Genomic DNA, 7,597 nt, shown 5'->3' on the forward strand with positions numbered 1-7,597 from the left:
GCTTTCAAAAAGCATCCGCAACGGTTTAAAGGCAAAATCCCACAGCCGCTAGCCGTACCGAACGCGGCCTGGATTAATCCTCCGAAATTGCAGGCAACTAATGAAAAAACAAAATGAATTTTTGTTTTCTCAATAACAAACATAGGTTCAGTATGTTGGTCATGGCATTCAAGGTTAACGGAGCGCAGCGGAGTTACCCGAAGGGCTTGGCCTTGACTGTTATGGCCAACATGCTACTCGTATCAACACAAAGAAGGTAGTCTAAATTACCAACAAAGGTGTCTCATTTTCATTGACACATTCCGCTCTTCAAAAATTCATGACACAGCCCCGTCGCGCTTTCTGCAAGAATCGGCAGTGATGATTGATCTGTCTAATCCAGTGGGCTGGAAATTGACAATACCTCCACCGGTGTCGACTAGTCAGGTTCCGCTTTAATGGGGAAAGAGGGCAACGTATAACTGCTGATCGCTAATCTTTATGTGTTATTTTATGAGTGACGAGTTATATAACAATTGCAACGTCTAGGGAGCGATTTCTTGTCAATATGTTGTTTTGGGGAAGATCATTGTCTGGAGAGTATCGCTTGAATGGAGAAAAAATAAACAGAAGCTAATATGATATCGAGATGTCAAGCCGATCGTCAAAATGCATATATGTAACACTGCTTATTGTATTCTGCGGCATCATATACCTGCACTACAGGGCCATAAAAGACCGTGCGACGTTGGTCAACAATCACTATCAACTGTTGCACGTCGAGTCAACAATATGGAAATCGGTTTTCGAGACATATCTTCAGGAACGGAAGTGGGATTTACAGGAGTTGGCAAAAAATAATCTGGTGCAGGGGTATTTGCTTGAGAGGTCGCCCGGAAAGGTAGCTCGAAATGGTGTGACGGTTACTGACGATATGCTTCGGAGTGCGTTTGTCAACGTTATGTGCCCAGCAGATAACAGCAACATTTTATTTTCTTCGCTTATGCTGCTTGATCGAGAGGAATCGGAAATTCTGCACATAGGCACTCAGTTTTCACGCTCCGAATGGCCTGATAATAAAAAACATCTATACCGAAAACAACAGATAAAGATCTTTACTACATCCAGCAATCTTGATGTTTTGGAAATGACGTCGCCGGTCACGCTGCAGGGTCATATTACCGGGTGGTTAGTAGGACAGATTTCATTACAACTTCTATCTCGCCTCCCGCTGGAAATTTCATCGACCGAACCATCTCTCAACCATCCTCTAAACGTGGTCGCCCTGAAGGGGCCAAGCCGGATTTATACCGCAGATTTGCCTAAGGCAGCCAGGGTTAATATCGAGGAACTGCTTGAGGTGACGACAAAAACAACTAATCAGCTAGACTCCATGACCCGGATTGACTGGTATGGAGAACAATATGTGGTACTACCGTTATCTTTTCAGAAACTTCCCCTGAGACTTGTGAACATCTCCCGATTTCCGGGAACGGTAACCACCATAAACAACATGCAATCTCACATTGTCCTAGGGCTCCTGTTACTGTTGTTTGTGGTTTTTTCGGGGTGGCTCCTGATCCGGTGGCACAGTGAGGAGAATGGGGTGTCGAGCAAGGGTGCTTCTCTTGGTGACCTGGAAAAAGAGGGCAGAGACCTGTTGTTGATTCAGAAGGGCGAACAGCACGAAATGATGCAGGGGATGTTGCATAGCAGAGAAATATCTTTGCATGGGTGGCTGGAGTCGGTTCCCGATCTTATCTTCGTACAGGATGTCAATCTCGCGATTATCGACTGCAATGTCACATTTGAACATTTTGTCGGACTTGCAAAAAGTTATATTATCGGCAAAAGTCCAAAAGATATTTTTACGGACCCTGACAAGCTCAAGTTGGTAGAAAAATACAGTGAAGAGGTTATTAGAGAAGGAAATGTCATCCAGACAGAAGAAGCATTCCGGAAAAAAAGCGGCAATACCTATTTTTATAATTGTGTAAAAGCACCTCTTCGTTCAAGTGGTGGATATTTGGAAGGTGTTATCGGTATTTTTCGAAATGTCACGGATAACCGTTGGTCAACTGCAGGATATAACGCTCGGAAAGATCAGCCCGCTTTGCCGATGGAGGCTTTTCCCATAGGACTTTGGGATGTGGGCGTATCCCTTGATGGTCTCAATTTTCAACACGTCGATACTCTTTTGGGGTATGAATCTGGTCAATTTTCAGATCTTGACCTGAAGTCGTACTTTAATTTAGTCTGTCTTGAAGACAAAAGAAAAATTACACGAAAGATTGGTAAATTCATCAAGGGGCGCAGTGATACATTTGAATGCGAATTCCGGATGCGCCATAAAGAAGGTCACTGGATATGGCTGTTAGCCCTTGGACAGAATCTGGGGGATAACGGAGGCGAATCGAGAAAAGCAGGCGGCATCCTTCTGGATATCACGCTTCGGAAAAATGCTGAGACCAGGCTGATACATCTCAACAACACTCTTGAAAAAGCTTTTGCCGAACGGACAAAGGAGCTGGAGTGTGCACATTCGAGGTTGCTGAACAATGAAAAAATGGCTGCAATAGGGTTGTTGGCATCCGGGGTTGCTCATGAGCTGAGAAATCCGATCAACTTTATTCAGATGAACTTTGCAATACTCAGAGAATATACCGAAGATCTTATATCGTTGTACGATCTTCAAAAAAAGATATTGAAACGCTTTGATGACCGGCAGAGTCTTGTGCTCGCTGAGAAGATAGAGAGTGAAGAAAAGAAGATAAATTTAAAACTGATGCTATCCGACATGCCTTCTCTCTTTGATGAAACGTCAAAAGGGTTTGAAAGGGTAAACCACATTGTTCGCGCTATGCGGAATTTCAACCGCCAGAATGGTGAAGAAAATTTTGAGGAGATAGCTGTTAACAGCTGCATCGAAGATACTCTTATCATTGCTCGCAATGAGTATAAGTATTTTGCCGAAATTGAGACAAACCTGGGCAATATACCGCCAGTAATGGCAAATCGTGAACAGATTAACCAGGTTTTTCTTAACTTGATCCTCAATGCAGTCCAGGCTATTGGGTCAAAAGGAAAATCCTCTGATATCAATGGATACATCTATATAGAAACAACCACTGACGGAAATTTCATTTACTGCACTATACGGGACAATGGGCCGGGAATCCACGAGGATGCTTTGTCCCATGTGTTCGAGCCGTTTTTTACAACAAAGGGATCAAAAGGAGGAACAGGTCTTGGTCTCAGTATTTCGTATGATATTGTAGTGAATAAACACCAGGGGGACTTCACGGTTGACAACCATGTCGCCGGGGGGGCGATTTTCAAAATATGTCTGCCGATTAATCCGGCAGCAGATTCAAGTAGTGGCCGTTCCTTGGATAACGTGTAATATGAAATAGTTTCGACTTGATTCGATAGTCTGCCGGAATAAATAAGGCCTCCTTGAGTTATTAAATCTTCAAGTAAAACGTTGTGCCGTTTTCCGGATCAGACGTGAAATTAACTTCGCCTCTGAGGACTTCCTCTCCGAAGAATTTCATGGAATAGGTTCCAAGTCCTCTCCCTTTTTCTCTACTTGTGGTAAAATTTTTCTGAAAGATCCACTTCTGAATATCCTCAGATATTACAGTGCTGTTCCAGACGGAAAAAAGCGTTTTTGCACCATCAGTCATTTCTGCCGATATTTTTACAGTTTCACCTTCTTCGACAGCTTCCAGGGCATTTAACAGCATATTGATCAATACCTTGGTTATAAGATGTTGGTCCGACCATATTTTCCAGTCCTGGCTCAGAGGTACTCTTTCTACGGTTTTTTTCTTTGCAGCAGGGTGTGTCCAGATGGAACTGCAGGCCTCTTCTATTAAAGAATCGACGGAGATCTCATGATTTATTGCTTTAATTTCATTAGCGTCATCGTCTGCAATTGATTTCTGGTAGGATATTTCCCGACAAACGATATCGGCCAATCTGGCTCCTCGGTCGGCGAATTTTCTCGCTTTTCCTTCGCACATCGGACACAGGAGATTGAGATAGCCTACGAGGCCGTTCAAAACGTTGTTGATATCGTGGAAAAAAGTTCTTTCAAGCGTTGCAAGTTGTTGCTGGGTGGAGAGGTCCTGTATAAAAAAGAGCAGGAATTTATGTTGTGAAAGCTCAATGGGTGCAGCGCGTACCCCTAAGTGTAAAGTGACGTTTTCCCCATTTCTATCCACCAGAACATTGCATTTCCCGTCAACAGGTTGATTGAGGTCCAGGCTGGAAAGAAGTGCAATGACAGCTCCACACGTTCTACAGGCTTTTGTTGTGCCGCATCCTCCAGGCAACTCTGAGGAGTAAACACAATTCAAGGCTTCTCCCGGTCGAGCTCCGAAGACCTGCTCTGCGCTTTCCAGCCCCAGCATCTTGACCAGGACTTCATTGAGCGCAACTATCTGCCTGTTCTCGTTAACGATTGCAAACAACCCTCCGATAGTCGTCATGAGTAGGTTGACTACAGGGCTTTTGGCTGTGATTTCTATCTCTTTCTTTAACTGTTCTGCACTGCTTCTTGCTGCTGGTGCAAAGTATGTGTCTGGTATCACGAGATGATCTTCCTTGAGTTGCCAACTCTTACACAATCAGAAACGAACTTTTTATACTGGTTAAAGGGCCATAATTTTAGTCTGAAGCGTGATTGGCGTCCGTTGTACAGCAAGTCCGGATTTTTACTTTGAATGTCATTTCAGGTAGAAATAATAGTGTGCAAGGTGCGCTATCTGGGTTCACCTCAATAGCCTAACTTGGTGACTAAACATCAATAGTGCACCATAAATAATACTCGTGCAATATAAAAAATATAATGATATTAACCCGGTGGATAAAGAAGACAGATTTTTTTAAAAATTATATGAATAAAATTATAATGATATATGTGATTTGCGGGGCACTTTTTTTGTTCGCAAAATGTTCACCGGGGCAATAAGCTCAAACCATCCAATCCAGCACTATACAGGACGTTGATAGCGAAGGTTGCAGTACGCACGAGCACCCATCACATGACGCTGTGTGGGGAGTTACGCCACAACTTTACCGAGCAGAACGGTAAAATGAAAAGTACTGCCAACACCCAGTTCACTTTTTACCCAGATATTGCCATGCATGAGCTGGACGATCTTTTTTGATATGGACAGACCAAGCCCTGTACCACCGTACCTGCGTGTACTCGAACCATCAGTTTGACTGAAGCTGTGGAAAATTGCCTCTTGCTGATCGGGAGATATTCCTATTCCTCTATCCTGGACCACGAAATGCAACAGGACCTCCTTTCCTCTGTCTTCCTGGATGGAGACGTGCAGGGAGACCTTACCGCCCGGATCACTGAATTTTATCGCGTTGGTTATCAGATTTGTCAGCACCTGTCTCAGACGTAATGAATCTCCTGTCAATTTTTCAGGGACGCCGGAATCTACCTCTACAGTGAGATTGATATTGTTTTCCTCGGTTTTCAGGTTTTCAATATTAACCAGGCTATCCAGCATCTGGTGCAAGAGGAAACGTGACGATTGTATTTCAAGCTTCCCGGATTTCATCCTCGAATAGTCGAGAATATCGTTAAGGATAGCTAGGAGGTTTTCAGCAGACTTATTTGCCTTGAAGATATAGTTCCTCTGTTTGTCGTTCAGGTCGGTTTGCAACGCAAGGTAGGTCATACCCAGGATGCCGTTCATGGGGGTCCGAATTTCATGGCTCATATTAGCGAGAAATTCCGACTTTGCCTGGCTGGCGGCATCAGCCGCCTCCTTGGCCCTGATAAGTTCATTTTTTATTTTTTTACGGACGGTGATATCGCGCACCACCGATTGTATAAACATGCGGTCCTTAAATTGCGCAAACGACAAAAGCACCTCACAAGGAAATTCCTTTCCGTCATCAAGGCGCCTGGCGTTCCACTCGAACAACACATTACCTTGCTCTGTGGCTCTTTGGGTATAGTTGGCCACAAGATCTGCGGATGGTATGCCTCCTTCCTGAAATGGAGGAGAAAATGCTGATGGATTACGGTTCTTGAGGTCTTCGCTTGTTTTACAGCCAAACATCTTCAGCGCCGCCTTGTTACAATCGACAATTACTCCATTTTCATGCAGCATGACTGCATCCGCTGTTGATTCAAACAAGACCCGGTATTTCTGCAAGGATTCATCGAGTTGCTTCTCTGCGGACAGGAAAGCAGTGGTACGTTCTTTCACCAGTTTCTCAATCTGCCGACGATTGCGTCTCAACTCCAGTTCAGCTTTTTTTTGTTCGGTGATGTCGAGTGACAACCCGAGAAGATAGAGCGGTTTTCCGTCTACGTCGGTTATGGCAACTTTGCGTGTCTGCAGGAGTCGTTTACCATGAGGGGTGTTAACCGGTTCCTCGGATACAGTTACCAGTTGGTGTGACGAAAATGCTTCCCTGTCTTTCTGGGTAAAAAGGTCAGCCTGATCTTTTTCAAACAAATCATAATTATTTTTACCGATGACCTCTTCTCTCGACATACCGAGATATTTTTCACCTGAATGGTTTAAGTAGATATATCGTAGAGCTTTCGCGTCTTTCAGAAAGACCATCAGCGGCAATGACTCAACAATTGTCTGTAACTCATTGTTGCGTGTAAAAATGGCGTTGCTCATGATGTTGATGTTTTTGGTCAGCAACTTCAACTCACTGCACCCGCTAACGTCGTCGATAGTAGCCCCATACTTTCCCGACGCGATAGTTTCAGTCATTTTACTGATGGCTTTGATTGGCCTGGTGATGGCTTTTGCCAGCCTGTAAGCAAGAAATGTAATAGCTATGGATATGAGCAGGAAGATTGTCAGAATCTTCATAGCTGAGGCCTGGAGCTGGTCATCGAGATCTTTCAAAGACATGCTGGCGCCAAAAACATACATTCTCCCCAGAGAATCCTGAAAGGGCACCAACACCATCCTGCCGGAACCCCATTCGTTGTGAAATGTGGTAAAACTTATTTCCCCGGAATTCTTGACTTGATCAAATGCTTTCGGGTCTGAATGGATATCAAAAAAATTAGCATGATTGCCCTTGGTTGCTCCTCTCCTGGTAGGTGTCCCCGTTGTGAAAACGATGGTCCCATCCTCTAAAAACAGGTTGCTCCACAGATATTGAAAATCGCATTCAACGCAGATTTTGCTGTAACTGTTTAAAATCTGTAAATATGCATCTTCAGTGATAGAGTTTTTATCTCTAATGTGATCATGATAATCAGCACCAACAATGGCTCTGGCCATTACAGCACCTGTGAGCAGTTTTTTATCAATGCCTTCTATATATTCTTGATTTTGCGTATCAAAGAACAGATAGGAGAACAGTGCCGATATCAATAGCACAATACCCCAAATTACAACTCCTAGACGTGATTGTAGTGACATTTAGTATATTCCCCGATCACTCTTGTTCCAAAGTGAGGTGATGGTGATAAAAAATCGTTTTTTTCAGAAAGATCCTGCAATCTATTTTGTCTCATTATTAATACGGCGGGCAAATAGGTCTACGCAGCGTATTGTATAGCAGGATGCCTAAAGTATTTTTTCACTCTCGCCGGTTTTTTCTGTAGCATTCTCAT

The 7,597-nt window shown here is 43.8% G+C and carries 3 protein-coding genes; 1 reads left to right on the plus strand and 2 read right to left on the minus strand.

Features of this window, described 5'->3' with window-relative positions; translation table 11 throughout:
* The first annotated feature begins 1,639 nt into the window (after positions 1 to 1,639).
* On the plus strand, positions 1,640 to 3,382 hold the full coding sequence (locus tag BLQ17_RS22800; RefSeq protein WP_176761382.1) for a PAS domain-containing sensor histidine kinase: 1,743 nt from the start codon (positions 1,640 to 1,642) through the stop codon (positions 3,380 to 3,382).
* Between the two features lie 61 nt (positions 3,383 to 3,443).
* Here BLQ17_RS22800 and BLQ17_RS21235 read toward each other — a convergent pair whose 3' ends face one another.
* Together BLQ17_RS21235 and BLQ17_RS21240 are read right to left on the minus strand one after the other, a co-directional pair.
* A complete protein-coding gene (locus BLQ17_RS21235) occupies positions 3,444 to 4,574 on the minus strand; it encodes an ATP-binding protein (RefSeq protein WP_092226211.1) in 1,131 nt (376 codons plus the stop codon).
* A gap of 471 nt (positions 4,575 to 5,045) precedes the next feature.
* Complete coding sequence (locus BLQ17_RS21240; protein WP_176761383.1) at positions 5,046 to 7,262, minus strand: ATP-binding protein; 2,217 nt, start codon at positions 7,260 to 7,262, stop codon at positions 5,046 to 5,048.
* Positions 7,263 to 7,597 lie beyond the last annotated feature (335 nt).

The sequence above is a fragment of the Desulforhopalus singaporensis genome (genome assembly GCF_900104445.1).
Taxonomy (GTDB): Bacteria; Desulfobacterota; Desulfobulbia; order Desulfobulbales; family Desulfocapsaceae; genus Desulforhopalus_A; species Desulforhopalus_A singaporensis.